Source organism: Nocardia puris, assembly GCF_036051655.1.
Taxonomy (GTDB): Bacteria; Actinomycetota; Actinomycetes; order Mycobacteriales; family Mycobacteriaceae; genus Nocardia; species Nocardia puris.
In genome coordinates this window covers 4,950,028-4,971,798 of the sequence record NZ_CP107943.1, presented here as the reverse complement: position 1 = coordinate 4,971,798, position 21,771 = coordinate 4,950,028, and the positions used below count along the sequence as shown (strand labels likewise).

At 70.0% G+C, this 21,771-nt stretch carries 21 protein-coding genes; 9 read left to right on the top strand and 12 right to left on the bottom strand.

The genetic code is table 11. From position 1 onward, the window contains the following. Positions 1-24: 24 nt before the first annotated feature. Positions 25-2,931 carry a pyruvate dehydrogenase (acetyl-transferring), homodimeric type gene (gene aceE / locus OHB21_RS23005; protein ID WP_067513958.1) on the bottom strand — a complete coding sequence of 969 codons (2,907 nt, stop codon included), beginning with the start codon at positions 2,929-2,931 and terminating at the stop codon, positions 25-27. A gap of 278 nt (positions 2,932-3,209) precedes the next feature. Between aceE and OHB21_RS23000 the strand changes: the two genes are divergently transcribed. The 9 genes from OHB21_RS23000 (at position 3,210) to OHB21_RS22960 (ending at position 9,945) form a co-directional block, all read left to right on the top strand. After that, on the top strand, positions 3,210-3,767 hold the full coding sequence (locus OHB21_RS23000; RefSeq protein WP_195126057.1) for a hypothetical protein: 558 nt from the start codon (positions 3,210-3,212) through the stop codon (positions 3,765-3,767). A 117-nt stretch (positions 3,768-3,884) separates the two neighbouring features. Beyond that, positions 3,885-4,307 carry a DUF3052 domain-containing protein gene (locus OHB21_RS22995; protein ID WP_067513956.1) on the top strand — a complete coding sequence of 141 codons (423 nt, stop codon included), beginning with the start codon at positions 3,885-3,887 and terminating at the stop codon, positions 4,305-4,307. Positions 4,308-4,380: 73 nt separating this feature from the next. Continuing rightward, entirely contained in the window at positions 4,381-4,845 is a 465-nt protein-coding gene (locus OHB21_RS22990) for a peroxiredoxin (RefSeq protein WP_195126058.1), read from the top strand. 147 nt (positions 4,846-4,992) lie between these two features. After that, complete coding sequence (locus tag OHB21_RS22985; protein ID WP_067513954.1) at positions 4,993-5,310, top strand: hypothetical protein; 318 nt, start codon at positions 4,993-4,995, stop codon at positions 5,308-5,310. Positions 5,311-5,584: 274 nt separating this feature from the next. After that, positions 5,585-6,487 carry a phosphate/phosphite/phosphonate ABC transporter substrate-binding protein gene (locus OHB21_RS22980; RefSeq protein WP_228801617.1) on the top strand — a complete coding sequence of 301 codons (903 nt, stop codon included), beginning with the start codon at positions 5,585-5,587 and terminating at the stop codon, positions 6,485-6,487. A gap of 3 nt (positions 6,488-6,490) precedes the next feature. Beyond that, the gene (locus OHB21_RS22975) at positions 6,491-7,288 is read left to right on the top strand and encodes a phosphonate ABC transporter ATP-binding protein (RefSeq protein WP_195126059.1); all 798 of its coding nucleotides are present in this window, start codon (positions 6,491-6,493) and stop codon (positions 7,286-7,288) included. Beyond that, positions 7,285-8,094 (top strand): phosphonate ABC transporter, permease protein PhnE, encoded by an 810-nt coding sequence (gene phnE, locus OHB21_RS22970; RefSeq protein ID WP_067513952.1) that lies wholly within the window; start codon positions 7,285-7,287, stop codon positions 8,092-8,094. The genes OHB21_RS22975 and phnE (OHB21_RS22970) overlap by 4 nt, the downstream gene beginning before the upstream one ends. Then, positions 8,087-8,785, top strand: a complete 699-nt coding sequence (locus tag OHB21_RS22965; protein WP_195126060.1) for a GntR family transcriptional regulator — start codon at positions 8,087-8,089, stop codon at positions 8,783-8,785. Before phnE (OHB21_RS22970) ends, OHB21_RS22965 begins: the two co-directional genes overlap by 8 nt. Next, on the top strand, positions 8,782-9,945 hold the full coding sequence (locus OHB21_RS22960; protein ID WP_195126061.1) for an alpha-D-ribose 1-methylphosphonate 5-triphosphate diphosphatase: 1,164 nt from the start codon (positions 8,782-8,784) through the stop codon (positions 9,943-9,945). Before OHB21_RS22965 ends, OHB21_RS22960 begins: the two co-directional genes overlap by 4 nt. Positions 9,946-10,017: 72 nt before the next feature. Here the strand turns inward: OHB21_RS22960 and OHB21_RS22955 are convergent, their stop codons facing one another. The 11 genes from OHB21_RS22955 to OHB21_RS22905 form a co-directional block, all read right to left on the bottom strand. Next, the gene (locus OHB21_RS22955) at positions 10,018-11,397 is read right to left on the bottom strand and encodes an inositol monophosphatase family protein (protein ID WP_113975176.1); all 1,380 of its coding nucleotides are present in this window, start codon (positions 11,395-11,397) and stop codon (positions 10,018-10,020) included. Continuing rightward, positions 11,394-12,599, bottom strand: a complete 1,206-nt coding sequence (locus tag OHB21_RS22950; RefSeq protein ID WP_067513950.1) for an alpha-D-ribose 1-methylphosphonate 5-triphosphate diphosphatase — start codon at positions 12,597-12,599, stop codon at positions 11,394-11,396. The genes OHB21_RS22955 and OHB21_RS22950 overlap by 4 nt, the downstream gene beginning before the upstream one ends. Further along, complete coding sequence (locus OHB21_RS22945) at positions 12,596-13,330, bottom strand: ATP-binding cassette domain-containing protein (RefSeq protein WP_067513949.1); 735 nt, start codon at positions 13,328-13,330, stop codon at positions 12,596-12,598. Before OHB21_RS22945 ends, OHB21_RS22950 begins: the two co-directional genes overlap by 4 nt. A gap of 4 nt (positions 13,331-13,334) precedes the next feature. After that, positions 13,335-15,146, bottom strand: coding sequence for an alpha-D-ribose 1-methylphosphonate 5-phosphate C-P-lyase PhnJ (locus OHB21_RS22940; RefSeq protein ID WP_067513965.1), 1,812 nt, complete (start codon positions 15,144-15,146; stop codon positions 13,335-13,337). Beyond that, on the bottom strand, positions 15,143-16,249 hold the full coding sequence (locus tag OHB21_RS22935; protein ID WP_067513948.1) for a carbon-phosphorus lyase complex subunit PhnI: 1,107 nt from the start codon (positions 16,247-16,249) through the stop codon (positions 15,143-15,145). Before OHB21_RS22935 ends, OHB21_RS22940 begins: the two co-directional genes overlap by 4 nt. Beyond that, the gene (phnH, locus tag OHB21_RS22930) at positions 16,249-16,884 is read right to left on the bottom strand and encodes a phosphonate C-P lyase system protein PhnH (protein WP_195126062.1); all 636 of its coding nucleotides are present in this window, start codon (positions 16,882-16,884) and stop codon (positions 16,249-16,251) included. The genes OHB21_RS22935 and phnH overlap by 1 nt, the downstream gene beginning before the upstream one ends. Then, on the bottom strand, positions 16,881-17,306 hold the full coding sequence (locus OHB21_RS22925) for a phosphonate C-P lyase system protein PhnG (protein ID WP_067513946.1): 426 nt from the start codon (positions 17,304-17,306) through the stop codon (positions 16,881-16,883). The genes phnH and OHB21_RS22925 overlap by 4 nt, the downstream gene beginning before the upstream one ends. Further along, on the bottom strand, positions 17,293-18,060 hold the full coding sequence (locus OHB21_RS22920) for a GntR family transcriptional regulator (protein ID WP_067513945.1): 768 nt from the start codon (positions 18,058-18,060) through the stop codon (positions 17,293-17,295). Before OHB21_RS22920 ends, OHB21_RS22925 begins: the two co-directional genes overlap by 14 nt. Positions 18,061-18,212: 152 nt before the next feature. Next, on the bottom strand, positions 18,213-19,844 hold the full coding sequence (gene phnE / locus OHB21_RS22915; protein WP_195126063.1) for a phosphonate ABC transporter, permease protein PhnE: 1,632 nt from the start codon (positions 19,842-19,844) through the stop codon (positions 18,213-18,215). A gap of 2 nt (positions 19,845-19,846) precedes the next feature. Then, the gene (gene phnC, locus OHB21_RS22910) at positions 19,847-20,638 is read right to left on the bottom strand and encodes a phosphonate ABC transporter ATP-binding protein (RefSeq protein WP_067513944.1); all 792 of its coding nucleotides are present in this window, start codon (positions 20,636-20,638) and stop codon (positions 19,847-19,849) included. A 2-nt stretch (positions 20,639-20,640) separates the two neighbouring features. Further along, the gene (locus OHB21_RS22905) at positions 20,641-21,564 is read right to left on the bottom strand and encodes a phosphate/phosphite/phosphonate ABC transporter substrate-binding protein (RefSeq protein ID WP_067513943.1); all 924 of its coding nucleotides are present in this window, start codon (positions 21,562-21,564) and stop codon (positions 20,641-20,643) included. Positions 21,565-21,771 lie beyond the last annotated feature (207 nt).

Sequence of the window (21,771 nt, the reverse complement as noted above, 5' to 3'; positions counted from 1 at the left end):
TACGTTCCACGTTCCAATTTTCCGCTATGCGAGGTCTTCATCCGAACTCACCGCCGCTTTCGGCGCGGCGTCCACATCGGCGATGCGGTACTTCGCCGCCGCCTCGACGGCCTTGGCGGGATCGACCTTACCGGTGCGGGCCAAGCCCTCGAGCGCGGCGACCGCGATCGACTGCGCGTCCACGTTGAACACGCGCCGCGCCGCGGGCCTGGTGTCGGAGAAACCGAAGCCGTCGGCGCCGAGCGTGGTGAAGTCACCGGGCACCCACTTGCGCACCTGGTCGGGCACCGCGCGCATCCAGTCCGTCGCCGCGATGTACGGACCGTCGACCCGCGAGAGCGCCTCGGTGATATAGGGCACACCCACCTCGGTGCCGGGGGCACGCAGCGCCGCGATGTCCTTGAGCAGCGCCTCCTTGCGCAGCTCACCCCACGAGGTCACCGACCACACGTCCGCCTGCACGCCCCAGTCCTCGGCCAGCAGGCGCTGGGCCCGCAGACCGTCGGGCACCGTGACGCCCGAGACGAGGATCTGGGCGCGCACGTCGCCCTCCCCGCCGCGCTGGTACAGGTACAGGCCCTTGAGCAGGCCCTCCACATCCAGGCCCTCGGGCTCCGCCGGCTGCGGGTAGGGCTCGTTGTAGAGGGTGATGTAGTAGAAGATGTCCTCGCCGCCGAAGGTGTCGGAATCGGGACGCTCGATCCGCTCGGTGCCCGGCAGCGCCGCCGGCTGGGCCGGCGGGGTGCCGCCGCCGTACATGCGGCGCAGGCCGTCGCGCACGATGTGGGCGATCTCGAAGGAGAACGCCGGATCGTAGGTCACCACGGCCGGATTGGTGGACGCGAGCAGCAGCGAATGGCCGTCGTTGTGCTGCAGGCCCTCACCGGTCAGCGTGGTTCGCCCGGCGGTTGCTCCGAGGACGAATCCGCGCGCCAACTGGTCCGAGGCCGCCCACAGGCCGTCGCCCGTGCGCTGGAATCCGAACATCGAGTAGAAGATGTAGAGCGGGATCATCGGCTCGCCGTGGGTGGCGTAGGAGGTGCCCGCCGCGGTGAACGACGCCGTTGATCCGGCCTCGTTGATGCCCTCGTGCAGGATCTGCCCGACGGTGCTCTCTTTGTAGGCAAGCATCAACTCGGCGTCGACCGATGTGTACAACTGGCCGTTGCGGTTGTAGATCTTCAACGAAGGGAACCACGAGTCCATACCGAAGGTACGGGCCTCGTCGGGGATGATCGGCACGATCCGCTTGCCGATCTCCTTGTCGCGCAGCAGCTCCTTCATCAGGCGCACGAGCGCCATCGTGGTGGCCACGTTCTGCTTGCCCGAGCCCTTGCGCACCGAGCGGTACGCCTCGTCGCCCGGGAGTTGCAGAGGCTTTGCCGTACTGCGCCGCTCGGGCAGGAATCCGCCGAGCGCCTGGCGGCGATCCAGCATGTACCGGATCTCGCGCGCCTCCATGCCGGGGTGATAGTACGGCGGCAGGTACGGATCGCGCTCGAGTTCGGCGTCGGTGATCGGGATCCGCTGCACGTCGCGGAAGTCCTTGAGGTCCTGCAGCGTGAGCTTCTTCATCTGGTGGGTGGCGTTGCGGCCCTCGAAGTGCTTGCCGAGGGTGTAGCCCTTGATGGTCTTGGCCAGGATCACCGTCGGCTGGCCCTTGTGCGCCATCGCCGCCGCGTACGCCGCGTACACCTTGCGGTAGTCGTGGCCGCCGCGCTTGAGATTCCAGATCTCGCGATCCGACATCTGCTCGACCAGCGCCTTGGTGCGCGGATCGCGCCCGAAGAAGTGGTCGCGCACGTACGCGCCGTCGTTGGCCTTGTAGGTCTGGTAGTCGCCGTCGGGCGTAGTGTTCATCAGGTTCACCAGCGCGCCGTCGCGGTCGGCGCCCAGCAGCGCATCCCACTCGCGGCCCCAGATCACCTTGATGACGTTCCAGCCGGCGCCGCGGAAGAACGACTCCAACTCCTGGATGATCTTGCCGTTGCCGCGCACCGGCCCGTCGAGGCGTTGCAGGTTGCAGTTCACCACGAAGGTCAGGTTGTCCAGCCCCTCCATGGCGGCCACGTGCGCGAGGCCGCGCGACTCCGGCTCGTCCATCTCGCCGTCGCCCAGGAACGCCCAGACGTGCTGGTCGGAGGTGTCCTTGATGCCGCGGTCGTGCAGGTAGTGGTTGAACCTGGCCTGGTAAATGGCGTTCATCGGGCCCAGGCCCATGGACACCGTGGGGAACTCCCAGAAGTTGTTCAGCAGGCGCGGGTGCGGGTAGGAGGGCAGCCCGTGGCCGAGGCCGCCGTGGCTGTACTCCTGGCGGAACCCGTCGAGCTGGTCGGTGGACAGCCGCCCTTCCAAGAACGCGCGGGCGTAGATGCCGGGCGACGCGTGGCCCTGGATGAAGATCTGGTCGCCACCGCCCGAGTGGTTCTTGCCGCGGAAGAAGTGGTTGAAGCCCACCTCGTACAGCGCGGCCGAGGACGCGTAGGTGGAGATGTGGCCGCCCACGCCGATCCCGGGCCGCTGCGCGCGGTGCACCATGATCGCGGCGTTCCAGCGGATCCAGGCGCGGTAGCGCCGCTCCACTTCCTCGTCACCCGGGAACCACGGCTCGTTCTCGGTGGGAATCGTGTTGACATAGTCCGTGGAGGTCAGCGCCGGAATCGCGACGCGCCGCTCACCCGCGCGCTCGAGCAGGCGCAGCATCAGGTAGCGCGCCCGGCCCGGGCCCTCGCGGTCGAGCATCTCGTCGAACGATTCGAGCCACTCGCTGGTCTCCTCCGGATCGATGTCCGGCAAATACGACGCCACCCCTTCGCGGATCACCCGCACGCGCTCGCCCGACGGCGGGTTCGACCCGTTCGGCGCGGCGGTGGGGGCGGCATCGGTCCCGGCGGGTTTCGCCGGAACGGAAGAGTCGATCAGGTCGGTCAAAACTGCTCCTCGTACAGGGGGTGGACAAGCTGATGGCGTCGGTATCCCCGAACGGTCGCGCTGGTGGGCGGACCGCCCGTTACGAATGGTGTGGCGCACCCTCCATCCTTGCCGAGGATGCGTCCCAGGTCATCATGTCAGCCGGAAATCCAGTACCGTTTGCAGAAAACGGGTTACTCCCCAGTTGCCCCGGTGCGCATCGCGAACCGGGCGCGTCGAGCTGCCCGATCGCCTGTGCCGAAGGTCGCCGAATGGACAACGTGAGAGCGGGGAGGACGATGAAAGTGCTGAACCCACGCGGGTTCGGACTGGTGTGCGCGACTGTCGCGGTCGTCGCCGGTCTCACCCTCGCCGGGTGCGCGGACCGGGTGGAGGGCGTCGCGGGCCCGAACGAGTCCGAGCTCGCCGCCTACAAGACCGAGGCGGCGGCCTCCTCGGCGGCGGCCACGTCCTCGCGGCGTGCCGCGGCGCAGGCCCAGGCCATCGCCACCAACTGCTCGCAGTTCCCCGTCACCACCGGCGTCGGCGTGACCAGCTACAACGCGTTCGTCGAGGCGCACGACTCGAACGCGCCCGACTACGCCGCCAAACGCGACGCGGCCGCGCAGACGCTGGAGGAGGCCGCCTCGAAGGTCGAGACGGGCGTGAACACGGCCGAGGGCGCGCTGCCGGAGGATCTGGCCGCGAAGTTCACCGAGTACGTGGCCGCGGCCAGGCAGCTGGCCGCCGAGACCCGCGGCATGTCGTACACGGCGCCCGTCGACGCGCTCAACAGCGCGAGCAGACGGGTGAACGACGCGCGCAACGCGGTCCGCGACGCGTGCCCGCCGAGCTGACCCCGGACGCCCGATCGCGCGACATTCGGTGGGCTTTTCGCCCGATCGGCTTGCGCTCGAGGCGATAACCATGTTCGCTTGCAACTACCTGTAGTCGGGATTGAGGAGGACACCACCGTGGTCGCCGCGGCGGACGCGCAGAATTTCGCTCAGAAGCTTGGCATTACTCACGGGATGGTGGTCCAGGAGCTGGGCTGGGACGAGGACACCGACGACGATCTCCGTGCCGACGTGGAGGACACCAGCGGCGGTGAGATGGTCGACGAGGATTCCGACGAGGTCGTCGACGCGGTGCTGCTGTGGTGGCGCGACGGCGACGGCGACCTGGCCGATGAGCTGATGGAGGTCATCAGCCCGCTCGCCGACGACGGGTTCATCTGGGTGCTCACGCCCAAGACCGGTCATCCGGGGCACGTGGATCCCAGCGAGATCGCCGAGGCGGCGCCCACCGCGGGACTCACCCAGACCTCCGCGATCAGTCTCGGCGCGTGGATCGGCAGCAGGCTGGTGCAGCCGAAGGCTCCCTCGAAGCAGCGCTGACCCTTTCGCTAAGGTTTCGCCGGGCGGTGTTACCCGCCGCCCGGCGGAGAACCGACCGATGGAGGATTCACGTATGCCGCTCGAGGTGGGTGCTCTCGCACCGGATTTCACGCTGAAGGATCAGAACAACCAGGAAGTCACGCTGTCGGACTACCGGGGCGCGAAGAACGTGCTGATCGTGTTCTATCCGCTGGCGTTCACCGGCATCTGTCAGGGCGAGCTCTGTCGCGTCCGTGACGAACTGCCCAAGTTCCAGAACGACGACGCCGAGATCCTGGCCATCTCGGTCGGCCCGCCGCCCACCCACAAGATCTGGGCCGCCGAACAGGGCTACACGTTTCCCTTGCTCTCGGATTTCTGGCCGCACGGCGCGGTGGCCCAGGCCTACGGCGTATTCAACGAGAAGTCGGGCTACCCGAATCGCGGCACCTTCGTGGTGGACCGCGAGGGATACATCCGCTTCGCCGAGATGAACGGTCCCGGTGAGCCGCGGGATCAGTCGGCGTGGGAAAAGGCGCTCGCCGCCTTGGATTCCTGACCCGATTCCCGCTCCCGCGAACCTCGGCGGACGCCGTCGGGAATGCTGCTGCGAGCGATTTCCGACCACTGAATGGCGTGGTGACGCGTAACACAGCGATTTCGTACGCGATGTGATCCGCACAACACCTATTCAGGAGGTTCGGACATGCTCTCTGCGAAGCGACTCGCCGCCGGCGCCGCCGTTGCCACCGCGACCGCGGGCCTCGTCCTCGCCAGTGGTGGCGTGGCCCAGGCCGATGTTCCGGTGTGGCAGGCCAACTGTCACGTCTACAACATCTTCAACACCGGCGGGATGGCCCACTGCGAGTTGCCCGCCTGGCACCAGGTGAAACTCACCTGCGTCGCCTGGCCGGTGCCCTTCACCTACTGGAAGTACGGCCCCATCCACCACGGGCAGAACCAATCCTGGGCCAGCTGCGATTCCCTGGGCGCCCTGGTGCGCGTGGAGGTCATCCAGGCATAGGGTCGCGGCTCACCGGCCCGACCGGCGGCTGCTCTTCTCGGACTGCGACGGAAGATCGCGGCCGGCGGTCACTCCGGCTCATCGGTGATACGAGCAAATCGAAACCACCGCTCCTGCCCCGGGTGAATCCGCTCCTGCCCCCGGGTGAATCGGCGGATGCGGGGTTGTCATGGGAGTGGCGACCTCCGCCACACCGCGTTGCCCTGGCGGTGTGCGGCGGTTGTCGGCCAGTTCAACTCACCTATCTAGACAGGTAGCCGTCACGGCACATGCGATGGATAGGTGGACCGAAATGTGGCCGAATAAAACTCTGGTAGGCGCCGGTATGGCTGCCCTCCTGATCGCCGGATCGAGCGCCTGCGGGAACTCCGAACCCGCCGATTCCGGCACCGTCCGTTTCGCGGTGACCGACCTCCAAGGGCTCGAGGAACTCCAGCGCGAATTCGGCGCCTTCACCGAGGTGCTGGCCCGGGAGACCGGGCTCGATATCGAACTGTTCGCGGTCACCAATCGCACGGCCGCGGCGGCCGCGCTGCAATCGGACCGCGTGGACGTCGTGTTCACCGGGCCCGCCGAGTACGTCGTGATCCACGAGCGCACCGAGGCTCAGCCGATCGTCGCGATCGAACGAGACGGCTACCGATCGTGCGTCTACACGACCGGGAGCAGCGGGGTCGCCTCGCTCACCGATCTGCGCGGGCAGCGCATCGCGATGAGCGATATCGGTTCCACCAGCGGACATCTGGGCCCGTCGCAGATGCTCGTCGACGCGGGGCTACAGCCACGCACCGACGTCGAGGTGCTGACCGTCGGCGACGCGGTGCACGCGGCACTCGAACGCGGCGACGTGGCGGCGGTCGGCGTCGGCTGTCACGACTACGAGGAGTATGTGGCCGAAGACGAGCGCGCGGCTTTCCCGGTGCTCGCGGAGGGTCCCATCCTGCCGCCCGACCTGCTGATGGCCCGTGACGGGCTCGATCCCGAGGTCAGCGACAAGATCCGCCGGGCGTTCCTGGACGACTACGACGTCCTGCTGGCCGCGATCCTGGAGGGCAAGGACAACGCCAAGTTCGCCGGCTCCACGGTCGTCGAAGTCACCGACGCCGATTACGACACGGTGCGCGCGATGTATCGCGCCATCGGTGTCGAGGATTTCACCGAGTTCGTCGGGAACTGACCGATGACCCGAGCGCCCGCTACGGCGATATCGCCCACCGGGGCCGCCACCGCACCCGCGATCGAGCTGCGCGACGTGATCGTTCGCTTCCCCGGCGGCCGCACGGCCGTCGACGGCGTCGGGCTGCGCGTCCGGCGCGGTGAGATCGTCGCGCTCGTCGGCACGAACGGTGCGGGAAAGTCGACGCTGCTGCGGTGTGTGATCGGGCTCCAGCGGCCCAGTGCCGGAGCGGTCGTGGTCGGCGGTACCGATCTCGCGTCCGCGTCCAGGGGCGAACTGCGCGAGGTGCGGCGACGTACCGGATTCGTCTTCCAGCGTTCGCACCTGATCGGGCGGATGGGAGTGTTCGACACGGTGCTGCAGGGGGCGGCCGGCCGACACGGCCTGCGGTGCCTGCTCACCCCGATCAGCCCCGCATCGGTCCGCGCCGAGGCGATGGAGTGTCTGGATCGCGTGGGATTGGCCGACCGGGCCGGGATGCGGCTGGCCGCGCTCAGCGGCGGCCAGCAGCAGCGCGTGGCGATCGCGCGGATGCTGATGCAGCGACCGTCTCTGATCCTGGCGGACGAGCCGATCGCCAGCCTCGATCCGGCCGCTGCCGAGCGGGTGCTGGCGCTGTTGCGCGACTGCGCCGCCGACTCCGGCGCCACCGTCGTGCTCGCCCTCCACCAGAGCGCGCTGGCCCTCGAGTACTGCGACCGCGTCGTCGGTCTCGGGTCGGGCCGGATCGTGCTCGACCGCCCGGCCGCCGACTGCGACGAGACGACCTTCGACGCCGTGTACGGCGGTGCCGTCTCGTGACACCCACGACCACACCGCCCGCACGGCTGCGCAGGCCGAGTACACCCACCATCCTGCTGCTCGTGGTGGTACTCGGCCTGCTGGGACACGGCTGGACCCAAGGCGTCGCGATCCATCCGGAGGCACTGTCCACCGGAGTGTTCCGGCTCGGCGAGTTCCTCTCCGATGCCGTACCACCGGATTTCGGTCGTGCGGGCCCGATCCTGGGCGCCCTGCTGGTGACGGTGCAGATGGCCCTGCTCGGCACCCTCACGGGTGTGCTGCTGAGTCTGCCGCTCGCGGTGTGCGCCGCGGCCAACACCACACCGGCGAGCGTCCTCTACGTCGCCGCCCGCGCGGTCATCACGGTCTGCCGCACCATTCCCGATCTGGTGTGGGGCCTGATTTTCGTGATCGCTGTCGGGCTCGGCCCCGAAGCGGGCGTGCTGGCGATCGCGGTGGATGTCATGGGCTTCTGCGGCCGGTTCTTCGCCGAGAGTATCGAGGAGGTCGGCGTGGGCACGATCGAAAGCATGCGGGCCGTCGGCGGATCGGGGCCGGCTGTGCTGCTCGGTGCGGTCTTTCCCACCTGTCTGCCCTCGTTCGTCACCACCGCGATGTTCGCACTGGAATCCTCGGCACGCTCGTCGGTGGTGCTCGGCTTGGTCGGGGCGGGCGGTATCGGCATCGAGCTGTCGGTGTCGATGACCCTGCTGCGCTACGACGAAGCGCTCGCCATCATCCTGGCCATCTTCGTCGTCGTACTCGGCATCGAACGGGTCTCGGTGGCCATCCGCCGCCGGATCCTGCGAGGTGACCGTGGCTGAATCGACAGCGGTGAACCGCTACGCCGCGGTCCCTCTCTACCGTCAGATCGGCGAAGAACTCGAACGGCGGCTCGAGCACGAGTTCGCCCCGGGTGACCGGCTGCCGAGCGAAGCCGAGCTCGCCGCGGAGTACGGCGTCAACCGCCTGACGGTGCGCCGGGCGCTGACCGGTCTGCAACAGCGCGGTCGCATCGAAACACGAATGGGCACGGGCTCGTTCGTCGCACCACCCATCGTGCGGTACGACGTGTCGACTGGCCGGGAGGCCAGCTTCACGCTGGCCATGGGCGAATCCGGCCATGACGTGGTGGCTCGCCCGCTGTCGGTGGAAGACGTCGACGACGCGGTGCTCGGCCGCGCGCGCCGGTTTCGCGGCCTGCGGATCGTCGACGGCGTGCCCTGGTCGCTGACCGTCACCGTCCTCGCCGCCGGGCTGGCGGCGGGATGGGACGGCAAGCGGTCGCTGCACCAGATGCTGCGCGAGACCCACGCCGTGCGTATCGTCCGCGCCCACCGCACGTTCGCCGCGGATGTCGCCGACCGCGACGACGCGGCGCTGCTTCGGATCCCCGTCGGGTCGCCACTGCTGTGCGTCGACGGGCTCAATGTCGATCAAGGAGGAAATCCAGTGGCGCTCGTCCAGCACCGATTCCGCGGGGATCGGATCCAGTTCACGGTGGACCTGCGGTGAGCACCTATCACGGGGTCACCATCGTCACGGGACACGGCGCGTCCGTGATCACCGCCGCGGCGGTGGTCATCGATGATGAGCTCGGCGTGGTCACCGAACTCGCCGAGGGTGCGCCGGGCGACTACTTCTTGGTGCCGGCCGGGGTGGACCTGCATCTGGACAATCTCGTCGAACGCAGGCGACCACGCGCGACGGTCACCCTCGACCACGACACCGTCCTTTCCGCGCTCGACGCCGAATGCGCCGCGGCGGGCATGGGCGTGGTGTGCATCGCGGCGCGCTGCGAGGACTCGCCGCGCAAGGGCATCGCCATCGAGGACGCCGGGCGTTTGGCCGAGTCGCTCGAACGACTCGGGCCGGATCTGGCGTGTGACTGGCGTATCCACGCCAGGGTGGAGCTCACCGACGACCGCGCGGTCGGCGCCCTGGAGTCCCTGTTCGATGTATCGAGCCGGATCGCTGTGGTCTCGATGATCGAAACCACCCTGCGCCGCAGCCGATTCGCGACGCTCGACGAGCTACGCGACTTCTATTCCGCGGATTGGGGTGTCAGTCCCGCGGAGGTCGAAGAGGTCTTCCGGGTGAGCCCCGCTCGCGAGCGCGCCGTCGGTCACCGCCGCGAGCAGGTGTCGGCGCTGGCGCGCGAGCACGGTGTCGTGCTGGCGACGCATGACGATCGCAGTCCCGAACACATCGAGGAAGGGCGGGCGGCCGGCGCCACCATCGCGGAATTCCCCCTCACCATGGACGCCGCCCGCCGGGCCGGTGAGCTGGGGATGACCGTCGTGCTCGGCGCACCGAACGCGGTGCGCGGCCGCTCGACCTCGTCGGCGAATCTGCTGGTGGCCGACGCGGTGCGCGCCGGGGTGTGCGATGTGCTGTGCTCGGACTATCTGCCTTCGGCGCTGCACACCGCCACCCAGGTGCTGGCGGCCGGTGACGGCGACCTGGCGCGCGCGGTGCGCATGGTGTCGGCCCGGCCCGCCGAGGTGCTCGGCATCGCGCATCCGGGCATCGCCGTCGGGCGGCCCTTGACCGCGACTCTGTATCGGCGCCACGGCACGGCGCTCGTCGGCGTCGGTTTGTGGCGAGATGGTCGCCGGGTCTTCGCGAGGCCGGGCGCCCAGGCTCGGCTCGCGTCACGCGCCGTAGGGGCTTGAACGACGATCGGGCCCGGCGGCAGCTCGGTGCGAGCGGCCGCCGGGCCCGATCAGACCGGGAGCCGAACCCGTTCAGCGCGGCCCGGTTCCGCCGTCCGCGCGGATTCGCGCGTACGCGGCGAGCACGTCGGCGAGCGGCAGCGCTGGGGCCGTGGGGTCCTTGGCCGCGTCGTCCCATCGGCGCAACAGCGCGGCGGTGCCTGCGTCGGGATGCGCGGCGAACTCGGCCACCTCGCGGTCGTCCATCGGGCCGCCCTGCGCACGCAGCGAGGCGATCGAGGCCGGGCTCAGCGTCGACGCGTAGCCCGGATCCGTGGCCACCAGATAGCGCTTGGCCGGAACATGCTGGCCGACAAGCCATCCGGCGCGGGCACCGATGTGGCGTTCGACGAACCGGGCTCCTGACACCTCATGAGGCAAGCCGGGGAACTCGGCCCGGACCGATGCCGCGCGGCCGATGTCGTGCAACGCGGCGGCGAGGACCACTTCGTCGGTCGCCCCGGAACGCGCGGCGTGCCATGCGGTCTGCAGGGCGTGGGTGCGCTGGTCGACGGCTTCGCCGCCGTAGGGCAGCCCCGCGAGTCCATCGATCAGCGCCGCCAGCTCCGCGCCGGTGAGCGCGGGCGTGGTGGCCGCGATCTCGGCGCACAACTGGTCGGCCAATCGCTCGGACGCGGCCACCACGCCCGACCAGCGACGGGTCAGATCCGGGTCGAAGTCGATCGGCCTACCGAACGCGTCCCGGACCGCGCCCCCCGCGGCGGGCACGAGCACCAGCGCGGCGACCAGGTCCATCAGCCGGTGTGTGTCCGAGCCGGTGTCGGCGAACGCGTCGACGGAGCCCTCGGCCACCAGCGCCGCTTCCAAGCAGCTGGTCGACAGGATGCGCACCCGCTCGGCCCGGCGCGTCACCCGCCACCAGGCGTCGGCGTTGCGTGCGTGCGGACGCAAGAGGCTCACGGCGGCGCCGTCGAGCTCGCGCCGTCCGGTCGTTCGATAGGGCGCCGGGCGCCCGGCCACGGCGTGCCAGCAGCGTCCGGTATCCAACCAGCACGTCAGTGCTTCGACCGCGATTCCGTCGTGCACGATCGCGGCGGAGAACGCCGACAGTGGCACGCCGGCGGCGGCATTGGCGGTGCCGTCCACCGGGTCGACCACCAGGGTGCGCGCCGACCCCAGGTCGACCGCGCCGATCTCCTCACTCAGCAGATTCACCCCGTTGGCGTTCGCGACGTCCACGATCCGGCCGTCCACGAGCACATCCAGCCGCATGGTCGGAGTGCCGTCGGCGCCCATCTCCACCTTCTCGGCGAGCTCGGCTCGGGTGAATCGCGCACGCGCGTCCCGGAATCCGGCGGCCGCCGCCCGTGCGGCCGCCGCGAGCACGGAGTCCGTCTCCGCCGGCAGCTCGGGTTCGGGCACCGGCCATCGGATCACCTCACTGCCGGTCATCGCCGTTCCCCTGCCTCGACGCCGAGCACGGCCCGCACCGCGGGCCAGCTCGGGCCCGCGTCCACGAGCACCAGATCGGGCCGCGCCCCCTCGGTCAGCGACCCGCGATCGGTCAGGCCCGCCACCGCGGCCGGGCCCGCGGTGACCAAGCCGATGGCGTCGGGCAGCGTCGTCAATCCCTCGCGCGCCAGCAGGAGGGCCGACGTGAGCAGGCCCGAGGGCAGGTAATCCGAGGCCAGCGCGGTGACCAGGCCACGTCCGGCCAGCTCGCGGGCGGACGCGTTGCCGTTGTGGGAGGCGCCGCGCAACACGTTGGGCGCGCCCATGACGACCGGCAATCCCAGCTCCCGCGCCGCCGTCGCGGCCGCGACGGTGGTCGGGAACTCGGCGACCGATCCGCCACGCCGGTGCAGGTCCGCGATCTCCTGCGCGTCGGCGGGATCGTGCCCGAGCAACCGGACACGACCGGAGACGGCCTGGGCGCCGAGCCAGCCCAGCGCCCGGTCCCGGTCCGCGAGCCTGCCGTCGCGCTCGGCGATCAGCCGATCGACGGCGTCTCGCGCCTGGTCCTCGGTGAGGCCTTGGGTTCCGGAGATGTAGCGCTCGAAGTAGCCGCGGTCGGCGTACTGGCCCTGTCCCGGCGTGTGGTCCTCATGGGACACGAGCTGGCGTTCCGATCCCGGGAGTGCGTCGAGCCGCGCGCGCAGCGCCGCCAGTCCGCGCGGGCACCGCACATCCAGCCGGTACAGGATGCGATGGTCCACCGAACCGCCCGAGTACTCGTCAACGGCCGCGCACAGCTGCAGGGCGGCGTCCACCGAACGCCGCAGGCCCGCGCTGCCACGCTCCTCGAATCCGGCGCCGTGAAACACCGTGGTGATCCCCGCGGCGCGCAACTTGCCCTCGAACGACCGCAGTGCGAACTCCATCGGCAGTTCGGCCCCGGGCCGCGGCGCGCGCTCCCGCTCGAGGCCGTCGCTGTGGACGTCGATCAGTCCGGGCACACACAACAGTCCGGCGCCGTCCAGATCGGCACGAACTCCGGCGCGATGTGTCTGGACCGCGGCGATACGACCGTCGCGCACCACGATCAACGCGTCATCGAGGACACGGTCCGGCAGCACCGCGCGCACATGGCCGAGGGTATAGCTGGCCGGCGCGGCCGCCGGAGTCCAACCGCGGTGGCGCGTCGGGGCGGTCATGCGAACACCCCCGCCAGCACGTCGCCGGGCGCACCGGATCGGGTGATCCGGCCGCCGTCCAGTACCAGGACCCGCGTGGCGAGCCGCCGCATCGCGTCGAGATCGTGGAACACCGCGAGCACCGCGACACCCGCGCCGGACAGCGATTCGATCAGGTCGAGCGCCGCGGCGCGGTTGGCCGGGTCCAGCGCGGACACCGGCTCGTCGAGCAACAGCAGCCGCGGTGGTGCGACGGTGCCCGCCGCGAGGTTGACGCGCTGGCGCTCGCCGCCCGACAGTACGCGGCAGTCGACGTCCCACAGCGCCTCGTCCAGGTTGAGCCGTCGCAACGCGTCGACGGCCGCCGCCTGCGCGGCGTCGGGTGCCAGGCCCCGCCTGCGCGCCGCCGCGGCGACGACGCGCAACGGCCCGGTCCGCGGCGGTGCGGCGAGAAACTGCGCCACGTAACCGAACTCGCGGCCGCGCAACCGGGCCATGGCGCGATCGTCGAGATCGGTCAGCTCGACCGCTCCCGCCGCGGTCGTCAACGTGACCGACCCCGTGTCGGGGAGGTACGTGCGGTGGACACAGCGCAGCAGCGACGACTTGCCCGCGCCGCTGGGACCGGCCAGCGCCACGTGCTCACCGGCGTCGATGTCGAGATCGACGCCGGACAGCGACGTCACGGTGCGCCCGTCGATGGTGTGCAGGGTGAAGGTTTTGTGCAGATTCCGGACGCTGAGCACAGGCACGGCGTCACCTCCTGGCCGCAGCGACCAACCGCTGCGTGTAGTGATGGTGGGGATCGTTGACGAGTTGATCGGTGAGCCCGGTCTCGACCACCCGGCCCAGTTGCATGACGACACAGCGATCGGTGAGTGCCTCGATGACCGCGAAATCGTGGCTGACCACCACCGCCGCGACGTCGCGCTCCGCGAGGAGTTCCCGCAGCAGGTCGAGCACACCGGCCGCGACCGACGCGTCGAGTCCGGTGGTCGGTTCGTCGAGCAGCAGCACCGGCGGTTCGGTGGCGAGAGCTTTGGCGATCTGCACCCGCTGGCGCATGCCGCCGGAGAAGGTGCCGACCGGATCGTCCATCCGGCGCAGCGGAACTTCGACGCGGTCGAGCAGTTCGGCGGCCCGCTGCCGGATCGCGTGGTAGCCGCGCCAGCCCGCGGCGGTCAGGCGCTCTGCGATATTGCCGCCCGCGCTGATCCGCAGGTCCAGTCCGGCGGCCGGGTCTTGATGCACCACGGCCATCTGGTCCACGCGCAGCGCCCGCCGCCCACTCATCGACAAGGTCGACAGATCCGTTCGCCCGTCGTCCACCGCCCGCAGATAGACCTCACCGGCGGTCGCGGCCTGATCGCCGATCACGCAGCTGAGTACAGTCGATTTCCCCGATCCGGACTCGCCGATGACGCCGAGAGCTTCACCGGGCGCGACGTCGAACGACACGTCCCAGGCGGCGACGATGGCGCCGGTGCCCGGACTGATCGAGGTGCCGTAGCCGGGTCCGGTGCCCGCTACGGCGTCGGCGCCACCTAGGCCGTGCACCTTGCCCAGCGACCGCACGCGCAGGGCCCACTCGGTCCCCGGCGTGGCGCGCCGGCGCGCGGGAGCCGCGGACGCGCGCGTCTCGGGGACTGCCAGTCGCCGCTGAGGGTCGGGCAGCATCGACAGCGGCGCGCGACGACGGTGGGCCTCGACGTCGGCGTCCCCGTCGCGCACACGGCTGCACCACTCGATATCGCTGCACGCGTACCCACCGTCGGGGCCCGCCTCGACCAGGAACGCGTCGTCGCGGCCGCAGCGCCCGCACACCGCGCCCGGCGCGTGTTCGACCTCGAAAGGTACGTCGTCGAAACTGAGCGGCCGCACATCGGTGTACGCGGGCACGGCGTAGATCTTCTTCTCCCGGCCCGCGCCGAACAACGTCAGGTGCCGCGCCTGATGCAGCCTGGGCACATCCCAGCGCGGGATGGGCGTGGTGGCCATGACGTACCGGCCGCCGACCAGCACGGGATATCCGGTGGACTGCGTGATGAGCCCGTTGCGGACCAGATCCTCGTACAAGCTCACCCAGATCATCGCGTAGTCCCCTTCGGCGTGCATCCGCCCGCACTCCGAGACCGACTTCTGCACTCCTCGCAACGGTTCGGGAACAGGAACCTGCAGGACGAGCAGGTGCTCGGGGCCCAAGTCCTCCTCGGGCACCCGATGCCGCGACTGGATGACGGTCGCCTCCCTGGTGTCGGCGGTCGAGGCGCATCCGGTGCTGCTCGCGATCAAACGGCGCAGATTCGTGGCGTTCACGCCGGCGTCGTCGCCCTGATCGATGACTTTCACGGTGTCATCAGCGCCGATCACCCCCAGCGTGACCTGCAGACCTCCCGAACCCCAGCCGCGCGCCACCGGCATCTCCCGGGAACCGAACGGCACCTGAAACCCGGGTACGCACACCGCGGTCAGCACCGCGCGACGAATCTCCCGTTTGGCGCCCTCGTCGAGCAGTCCGGGGACCGCCGCCGCGGCGTCGAGGGTTTCCATGATGTCGAGGACAGTCATCGGCAGGTCCTTCCCCACGATTCGGCACGGCGCCGATCGGCGTCCGCGTCGGCGCGCATCGCCTGCTTGCGTTCGACCATCGATCGGAAGGTCACGTAGTGCGGCAGCTTGAGGTGCTCCAGAAAGCCCGCGGAGTCCAGCCCATCGGTGGTCATCAGGAGCAGTTGTTCCAATGGGCCGGTGCGTCCGAAGCGCCGATTGGCGATGTCGAGATTCGCCATCGCGATCGCCTTGCGCTCGTTGTGGCCCAGGCACAATCCGTATCCGACGTCGAAGCGAGCGCGATCCTCCTCCGCGCCGTCCAGATCCTCGATCGCCTCGGCCTCGGTGGCGCGGAACCTGCCGATGGTCACGGGATTGCCGGTGTGCGGATGGCGCACCCGCAGCGGCAGCCAGCCGTGCCTGACCTCTCCCAGCGTCACCTCGTGGATGTCTCCGTCGGGGCCGAGGATCGACCGATACCACAGCCCCACCAGGCCGCCGGTCTCGGCGCGGGCCATGGCCGAAAGCACCGCGGAGCGCGGCGCGGGCGGACGAGCGGGGGTGCGAGCGATGTCGTGGGGCTCGGGATCGCCGTTCTCCCCCCGGTGTTCCACCACCAGGTCCATCTTGCGGAGCTGGTCCAGGAACCGCCGGGGCTGTCGTACGCCGGGCGTCGCGGCTCTGGGCGCGGCGCCCGGCGCCCGCTGGGCGACGGACTCGCGAGCCTCGCCGGTGTCGAGCATGCGTGCGGTGTAATCCGTTGTCCGGCCGAGCAACTGCGGCCCGTCGGGTTCCCGGAACGCGGGCACGATACGGCGCAGCACCGTCATCTCGTCCGGATCGATCGGCTCGCTCGTCGCCAGCCGCGGCAGCCGCGACCGGTGCGCGCGCACCAGATGGGTGGCTTCCATCGTGTCGCCTTCGGCCTGGCGGAACGCCGCACCCGCGGTCGCCTCGTGGTAGAGGCCGGCCTCCCCCATCACACGATCGACACCGAGCCGGAAGGTCGCGGCGACCGTACCGGCCGGCATCTCCCTGGCGGCAACCTCGCGCTTGTCCTCGACCAGCCGCTCGGCGGCCAGAATCGCGGCGAGCCCGCCGCGTGCGCCCGAGTATCCCATCAATCCTCCTGTGCTCGCGCGGGAAATCCGCGTCCATCCACGGCGGCGTCGGCATGCGGACCGGGCGCCGACAGCACCGTCGTCCGTGGCAACCCGGCCATCCGGCCGTCGGCGGTGACCAGCAGCAAGTCCACGCCCGCCGGGAAACCCGCGACAGCCTCGGCACGCGCGGCGAGGAAGTCCCCTGGCAATCCGAGCGGCGCGAGCTCTGCCACGCCGTCGATCCCGGGCCCGCTCAGCCGCAGCGGCACCCCGCCGTCCAACGCGGCGACGGGCACAGCGGCCAGCGCGCCTCGCTCGGGCGCCGCCGCCGACCCGCGCGACAGCGTCGTCAGTTCCGCCCCCGACAACGGACGCAACGCACCGACGAGGCGCGCCGTCCCGAGCGCGGCTTCGGGCGCCCCCGTGGTGACCCGGAGTGCGTCGGTCCACGCCGCCGCATCCGCACCGAGAATGTGTATCCCGGTGCCGTGGTCGGCGAGCGCGCTCACGGCGAGCAGCGGCGCGGGGAGCGCGGCCTCGGGCAGCTCGACGACCGTTCCCGGCCGGGCCAGCGCGTCGAGCACGGTACGAAAGACCGTGTGGGCCGTGTCGGGGCTCAGGGCCGCCGCGGCGATCCGCGTGGCGGTCGTCATGTCAGCTCCTCGAATTCCACGACGGTGGGGGCGAGTTCGGCCCACTCCCGCTCCTCGGCGCGCAGGCGCCGCTCCCGCACGCGATCGCAGAGCTCATCCACGGCGGCCGCCTGCGCGCGGCCGGCGAGCGCCTCGGCGTCCAGCACGGCGGCGGCCAGCACCGCGGCGCGCTCGTCACCCAGTCGCATCGCCCACCCCCGGTGCCCGTCCAGTTCCACCTCGGCCCGGCAGGCCAGGATGTCCCCGAGCAGAAACCGGTCGGCCGCGACCGGATCGGCGACCTGCGCGGCCACCGACCCCACCTCGGGCGGGGAGAGCACCTGGAACGGCGCGCCGTCGGCCAGGCACGCGTCGGCGAGGGCGATCAGCGCCTCGGCGTCGGCTTCGGCCAGGAGCTCGGCGCGCTCCTCACGGCTGAGCATGGTCTTGCCACCTTCCTCTCGTCGGGCACCCGCAGTCGGATGCCCGGTTGTCCATCTCGACCACGACACGCACCGCGTCGAGGCGAGTCCACGTGCGGCTGAACATGATCGGCGGGCCCGCTTCCCCATCGCAGCTCAGGCTCTCGACCCGCCAGGCGGGCTGGCAGCTCTCCATGCGCAACCCCGTGACGACGTCGGCGGGTGGCAGATCCACACCCACCCGGCACCAGGCGCGTGTCGGTGCGACCATGCCCATCTGACGCAGCACCGCGTCCAGCGAATCCACCACGTGCAGTGCGGTTTCCAGCTCCGGCACCGAGGCGACGGGGACCCATTCGGTGACCCAGGACGCCAGCAGGTCATCGATGTAGAACTCCCGGGTTATCCGGTGCATCGGAGCGCCGCGGCGCAGGCCCGACTGGGCGGCCACGTCCGGAGGCAGCGGCGTCCGGTCGATCGCTTTGACCATCGCGCGGGGCCGCGCGCCCGCCGCCGACACCGTGGCGTGCCAGGACGGGGGTCTGCTGCCGGAGATGACGTAGTCGATACGCCGGTTGACGAAGGTGCCGGCACCTTGGATGCGGCGCACCACCAGCCTGCGCTCGAGTTCCTGCAATGCCGATCGCGACGCGGCCCGGCCGACACCGAACCGCGCGGCGATCTCGTTCTCGCTCGGCACCCGGCTCCCGGGGGCCATCGATTCCAGTTCCCGCGCGAGTTCTTCGGCGATCGCGAGATACCTGCTCGATGTCATGCCGACAGACTGCGCCGCGCGCTTGTCCGGACAACCGCGCTCATCGGAACGGCGCCGACGCGGGAGGTGAACAACTGAGCAAGTTGTTTCCCGGTCGGCACCGTGCCGAGTGCGGCCTTCGGCCGATCGCGGGCCCGGACGGGTCCGCGTCGCTACCGCACCACCCGCCGCAACCACAACGCGAGCAGCTCCACCGCCATCACGGTGGCGAACACCATCAGCATCACCGTGGTGACCACGCCGAACTCGAGCACACGGGTCGCGTTGAGCAGATGGAAGCCGATGCCACCCGCACCGACAATGCCCAGCAGGGTCGCCGATCTGATGTTCACGTCGAGCTGGTAGAGCAGGTTGCCGACGAAGGCGGGCGCCGCCTGCGGCAGTGTCGCCCCGAAATACACCTGCCAGGGACCGGCTCCGGTCGCACGGACCGCGTGCTCGATGTCGGGATCGACCTCCTCGAGCGAGTCGGCGGTGAGTTTGCCGAGCAACCCGATCGTGCCGATGGCCAACGCGAGCGCGCCCGCCACCGGTCCCAGGCCGGTGATCACGACGAACACGATGGCCAGTACCAGTTCCGGCAGCCCGCGCACGCCGACGATGATATTGCGGAACAGTTGCGCGATCGCCGGTGTCGGGGCGACATTGCGGGCCGCCAGCGACCCGATGACGAAGGCCAGCACCGCACCGATCAGCGTCGCCGCCAGCGCGATCTTGATGGTGATCAGCAAGTCCGCGAGCAGCGCGTCGAAGATCCCGCCCGTCTCCGGCGGCCAGAACAGGCCGACGGTCTGCCCCAGATCGCCGAGCGAACCGAAGAACTGTCCCGGTGACAGGTCCGCTCCCCAGATCGCGGCGAGCACGACGAACGCCGTGACACCCGCGTACACGGTCCGGCGAATCCGCCGCGCCGTCCACGGCGGGGTGACCTGGCCCGGTCGCGGCGCGGCACCGCCGGCCGTGCCCTCGGCGGACAGCACGGCCCGCCTGATCACGCCGCTGAGCACCTCCACCAGGACGCACACCAGCAACACGACCAGCGCCAGCGCCATGCCACGCTGGTAGTCCAGGCGGCGGAACGCCGTCGCCATGGCCAGTCCGATGCCGTCGACACCGACGAACCCCAGCAGCACCGAGATTCGCAGGTTGATGTCGAATCGGTGCAGACCTGTCGCCACGAAGGCGGGGATCACCTGCGGCAGCACCCCGGAGACCAGTTCCTGCCACCGGCTCGCGCCCGTGGCGCGCACCGCCGAGCGCGGACCCTCGTCGATCTGCTCGATCGCATCGGCGTAGAGCTTGCCGACCATGCCCACCGAATGGATGCCCATGGCCAGCACACCGGCCAGCGCGCCGAAACCGAACACCCGGAAGAAGATGATCGCCAGCACGACATCGGGGACGGCCCTGGCGGCGACGATCAGCGCCCGGGCCCCGAATCGAGAGGACCGCGACAGGCTCGTGTTTCCGGCGGCCAGCACCGCGACCGGAATGCTCAACAGTACCGACAGCAGCGTGGCGCACAGCACGATCGCCAGCGTCTGCCCGGTCAGGGTCGCCAGTTCACCGAGGCCGGGGAAGTCCAGCGGAAGCATCCGGCTGCTGAAATCGACGGCGTTGTGCACGCTGTCGACGAAGGTGGACGGCTCGATGCCGAGATCGGCCACCGACCAGATCCCCGCTCCCAGCACGCCGAGCGCGACCATCAGCGCGACCGTCGACCCGGGACCAGGTCGCTTCAGCGTCGCCGCGGACGGGGTCCGCGACGACGACTCCACGCGCATGGTCATCCTGTCTTGGCCAGCACCGGCCCGGGCACCGCGACCTTGGCGTACACCGCCATTGCCGCGTCCCTGCTGAGGCCACCGGTCGGCGTATCCAGCACCACTCGGCCCGACCGCAGTCCGATCACCCGGTCGCCCCAGGTGAGCGCGAGCTCGACCTGGTGCAGGCTGCACAGCACCGTCAGGTTGTCCTCGGCGCTGATGCGGGCGATCAGGCGCATCACCTGATCGGCCGACTCGGGGTCCAAGGAGGCGACCGGTTCGTCGGCGAGCAGGATCTCCGGCTGCTGCATCAGCGCCCGCGCCACCGCGCCGCGTTGCTGCTGTCCGCCCGAGAGCGTGTCGGCCCGCTGGAACGCCTGGTCGGCGAGGCCGACCCGGTCGAGATTCTCGAGTGCTCGCAGCCGCACCGACCTCGGGTAGGTGATCAGGCCGAAGCGCGGTCCGCGCAAGGACGCCAGCGCGCCCGTGCACACGTTCTCCAACAGGGTCAGGCTTGCGACCAGGTGGAACTGCTGGAATACGAAACCCACTCGCGTGCGCAGCGCGCGCAGTTCACGCCCGCGTGCCGTGCCGACATCGACACCCAAGGTGGTGACCGTACCCTCGCTCGGCGCGACCAGACCGTCGACGTGACGCAGCAGCGTCGACTTGCCTGATCCGGACAGCCCGAGCAGAACGACTACTTCGCCGGCGCGCACAGTGCACGACACCCGGTCCAGCGCCGGGGCCTGCTGCCCGAATCGCTTGGTCACACCGTCGAATTCGACGACGACGCCCGGTTCGACAGCCATGGCTACTCGCACTTCTCGTCTTTGGTGGTCTCGCACACCTTGCGGACACCGTCATAGAGGGCGTCGTCGACCGGCGTGTAACCCCAGCCGTTCTCCTCACCGATGTCGCACGGGTCGGTGCAGAAGCCGTTGGCCATCAAGTAGTCGACGTTGCCCTTCTCGTGAACCGCCTTGGTGATGGTCTCGAGCAGATCGGCATCGAGCTGGGAACTGATCGCCAACGGAGAGCCGGGGATCACCTCCGACTTCCACACGACCTTCACATCGCCCTCCGCGAGCTGACCCTTCTCGATCAGCACGCTGTCCACCATCGTGTCGTAGGCGAAGCCGACCTCGCACTGCCCGCTCATCACGGCGAGCACGGACGCGTCGTGCCCGCCCGCCATCACCGGATTCACATCATTCTTCGGGTCGATGCCCTCCGCGAGCAGACCCGCGGAGGGGTACAGATAGCCCGAGGTGGAAGCCGGATCGACAAAACACACGCTCTTACCGCGGAAGTCGGCCAGCGAGTTCACCGGCGAGTCCGACTTGGTGATCGCGTAGGACTGGTACCCGGGCTTGCCGCCCGGCTCGTCCACGAACGCGCCGATCGGCGTGGTTTCGACGCCGGAGTTCTTCGCGAGCACGTAGGAGAACGGTCCGTACTGCGCGAAATGGATCTTGCCCGCCCGCTGGCCTTCGATGACCGCCGCGTAGTCGGTGGCGTTCTGGAAGATGATCTCGCGTCCGGTCTCTTGCTCCAGCATCGCGATGATGGGGGCGTACCCCTGCTCCAAGCTCGTCGACTCCTCGGACGGAACCGCGGCGAAGACCAGTGGCTGTGCCTGATCGGACTCGTCGCCCGATCCGCACGCGGAGACGACTAGTGCGGCGACGGCCGCTACGGTGACGACGCCGAAACGCCTGGCTGAGATTCGAGACATGCCTCTGGTCCACTTCCTCCGCCGTTCGGCGGACTTCTCGGTGACCAGGTCAGGCTGCGGTCATTGTCTGCCGTACAGGCATCCACCGGATGAAGTCCCCGATAACGCGCGCGGTCGGATTACAGCGACTGACCGGGGAACCGGGCGTCCGGTATGTCCGCGTTCGCGGCCAGCCCGTCCGCCGCGGTGCCCCTCCGGCTGTTCCCG

Bases quoted from the DNA above. Each gene is read 5' to 3' on its own strand.
- OHB21_RS23000 (WP_195126057.1), top strand. From the start codon at position 3,210: ATGAAAGTGCTGAACCCACGCGGGTTCGGACTGGTGTGCGCGACTGTC.
- OHB21_RS22990 (WP_195126058.1), top strand. From the start codon at position 4,381: ATGCCGCTCGAGGTGGGTGCTCTCGCACCGGATTTCACGCTGAAGGAT.
- OHB21_RS22985 (WP_067513954.1), top strand. From the start codon at position 4,993: ATGCTCTCTGCGAAGCGACTCGCCGCCGGCGCCGCCGTTGCCACCGCG.
- OHB21_RS22980 (WP_228801617.1), top strand. From the start codon at position 5,585: ATGGATAGGTGGACCGAAATGTGGCCGAATAAAACTCTGGTAGGCGCC.
- OHB21_RS22975 (WP_195126059.1), top strand. From the start codon at position 6,491: ATGACCCGAGCGCCCGCTACGGCGATATCGCCCACCGGGGCCGCCACC.
- OHB21_RS22955 (WP_113975176.1), bottom strand. From the start codon at position 11,397: ATGACCGGCAGTGAGGTGATCCGATGGCCGGTGCCCGAACCCGAGCTG.
- OHB21_RS22950 (WP_067513950.1), bottom strand. From the start codon at position 12,599: ATGACCGCCCCGACGCGCCACCGCGGTTGGACTCCGGCGGCCGCGCCG.
- OHB21_RS22940 (WP_067513965.1), bottom strand. From the start codon at position 15,146: ATGACTGTCCTCGACATCATGGAAACCCTCGACGCCGCGGCGGCGGTC.
- OHB21_RS22935 (WP_067513948.1), bottom strand. From the start codon at position 16,249: ATGGGATACTCGGGCGCACGCGGCGGGCTCGCCGCGATTCTGGCCGCC.
- phnH (WP_195126062.1), bottom strand. From the start codon at position 16,884: ATGACGACCGCCACGCGGATCGCCGCGGCGGCCCTGAGCCCCGACACG.
- OHB21_RS22925 (WP_067513946.1), bottom strand. From the start codon at position 17,306: ATGCTCAGCCGTGAGGAGCGCGCCGAGCTCCTGGCCGAAGCCGACGCC.
- OHB21_RS22920 (WP_067513945.1), bottom strand. From the start codon at position 18,060: ATGACATCGAGCAGGTATCTCGCGATCGCCGAAGAACTCGCGCGGGAA.
- phnE (WP_195126063.1), bottom strand. From the start codon at position 19,844: ATGCGCGTGGAGTCGTCGTCGCGGACCCCGTCCGCGGCGACGCTGAAG.
- phnC (WP_067513944.1), bottom strand. From the start codon at position 20,638: ATGGCTGTCGAACCGGGCGTCGTCGTCGAATTCGACGGTGTGACCAAG.
- OHB21_RS22905 (WP_067513943.1), bottom strand. From the start codon at position 21,564: ATGTCTCGAATCTCAGCCAGGCGTTTCGGCGTCGTCACCGTAGCGGCC.